General features: G+C 62.7%; 2 protein-coding genes. Both read right to left on the bottom strand.

From position 1 onward, the window contains the following. Positions 1 to 74 precede the first annotated feature (74 nt). Positions 75 to 707, bottom strand: coding sequence for a molybdenum cofactor guanylyltransferase MobA (gene mobA / locus AC1D1P_RS21100; RefSeq protein WP_477674307.1), 633 nt, complete (start codon positions 705 to 707; stop codon positions 75 to 77). Between the two features lie 171 nt (positions 708 to 878). Further along, complete coding sequence (moaA, locus tag AC1D1P_RS21095) at positions 879 to 2,006, bottom strand: GTP 3',8-cyclase MoaA (RefSeq protein WP_477674306.1); 1,128 nt, start codon at positions 2,004 to 2,006, stop codon at positions 879 to 881. Positions 2,007 to 2,389 lie beyond the last annotated feature (383 nt).

Below are 2,389 nucleotides of genomic sequence, written 5' to 3'. Positions count from 1 at the left end.
GTCCAGTACCTGGTCGGCAGACAGTGACTGTGGGTCGTAGCCTTGCAGCTCCGCGGCAATCTGGTCGAGTGTTTTCACGGCTGGCGGGATTCCAGCTGGTGCAGCTCGGCCAGCGTATTGGCATTGAAGAAACTGCGGCTGTCGTCACCGGGTTTGTCGAACGGCACGATCGCTGTTTTGTGCTGCGCCGTCCATGCGTCTATCTTGCGGCCGCCACTGTGGGTGAAGCGCACCAGGCTTTCCAGCATGTGGGTACCCATGAGGCAAAACACCGGTTGGGGCCTGAGCTGCCCATCTTCTTCGGGCGCCGCCGCCACGGCAAAGTCGGCGCCGTCCTGCGCAAGTGCTTCGGCAAGCCGTGCCACCAGGTCGTCGGGAAATAGCGGGGTGTCGCAGGGCACAGTCAACAGGTAAGGGGTTTCACAACGCTCCAGGCCCGTCAGGAATCCCGCCAGTGGCCCGGCAAACTCGCCCAGACCTGTGCTGTCGGGCCAGACCGGAACGCCGAATGATTCATAAGCGGACAGGTTGCGGTTGGCATTGATCATCACGTCACCGACCTGGGGCGACAGCCGCATCAGGGTGTGCAACGCCAGGGGAACGCCGTTGAAGTTCTGCAAGCCCTTGTCGACACCGCCCATGCGCGAGCCACGGCCACCGGCCAGGATCACGCCTGTAATGGCTTCGGCGTGGATTGGGGAGGGCATTGGGGCATCCTTCAAAACAAGCTCCAGCACTCGTCCTTGGATTGCACAGGGCGATTCCCAGGCCAGTCAGGGCCGCGGAACCGGCTTCGCCGGGCCGCAGGCGCAACGGCCCCATATGTAAGGAAAGGGGCAGCGCGCCGCAGGCTCGAAGTGAAAAGCGTGGGGGTCATGTCAGCCGCCTATGTAACTCATTTCGACGCGTTTGGCGCCATTGTCCGGAGCGCTTGTGTCGGCGGGCATCGCGGCGCGCAGCTCCGAATAGCGGTCATTGCGCCCCTGCCAGATATGGGCTACCGCAGCCGCAATCTGTTCATCGGCGTAGCCGCCGCGCAGCAAGGCGCGCAAGTCCTGGCCCTGGCTGGCGAACAGGCATAAAAACAGCTTGCCTTCAGTCGACAGCCGGGCGCGGTTGCAGTCGCTGCAAAAAGCCTGGGTCACGCTGCTGATCACGCCGATCTCGCCCGCGCCATCGACGTAGCGCCAGCGTTCGGCGGTCTCGCCAGCGTAGTTGGGGTCTATGACCGCCAGGGGAAATTCGGAGTTCAGGCGTTCCACCACCTGGGCAGAAGGCAGCACCTCGTCCATGCGCCAGCCGTTGGTGGCGCCCACGTCCATATATTCAATAAAGCGCAGCACGGCACCCGAATGGCGGAAATGCCGGGCCATGGGCACGATCTCCGCGTCATTGGTGCCGCGTTTGACCACCATGTTGACCTTGAGCGGCGCCAGGCCGACCTTCTGCGCCACTTCAATACCCTTGAGCACATCGGCTACCGGAAAATCCACATCGTTCATGCGGCGAAAGATGGTGTCGTCCAGTGCGTCCAGGCTCACCGTGACGCGCTGCAGGCCCGCGTCCTTGAGCGACTGGGCCTTTTTGGCGAGCAGGGATGCATTGGTGGTCAGCGTGATGTCCAGCGGCTTGCCCTGCGGCGTTTGCAGCTTGGCCAGCATTTCGACCAGCACTTCCAGGTGTTTGCGCAGCAGCGGTTCGCCTCCGGTCAGCCGGATTTTTTCGACGCCATGCGCCACAAAAATCTTCGCCAGGCGCGTGATTTCTTCAAAACTCAGCAGCGAGGTCTGCGGCAGGAAGGCGTAATCCTTGTCGAACACCTCGCGCGGCATGCAGTAGCTGCAGCGGAAATTGCAGCGGTCCGTCACGCTGATGCGCAAATCCCGCAGTGGCCGGCCCAGCGTGTCACTCAGCAGGCCTGTCGGCGCAGACAACCGGGCAGGAATATGCGGCACGCGGCTTGCGTAGCGGATATCTGCCAGCGGAATGATTTTGTCGGTCGTCATGGTGAGTTGCTCAAAKGGAGAATTTACCCCATTGGCCCGGCTGGGGCACTAAAACCAGGCCTTATCCCCAAAGAGAGATTGGCTCACCCCCGTCCAGGCTCACTTCGTGTAGCCCGTTCCCCCCTCGAGGGGGCGGCGCCTGGGGCCGGCGAAGCCGAAAAATTGGCACACCCCTATCGAGCTCACTTCGTGTAGCCCTTTTCCCCTTGCAGGGGACGGTGCCTGCGGCCCGRCAAAGCCGGTTCCGCGGCACCCATTGGTGAAATACCTCGCACTGGTTACGCACAGAACTCTTAAACCCAGCGTGAGCCGCGGGACTGGCTTTGCCAGACCGCAGGCGGGCGGCCCCCTCGGGGGGCAGGGAGCTACACGCAGTGAGCGAC

This window comes from Polaromonas sp. P1_E1_2, assembly GCF_056406035.1.
Note: the sequence above shows the minus strand (reverse complement) of the source record. Positions and strands in the feature narration are given on the sequence as shown.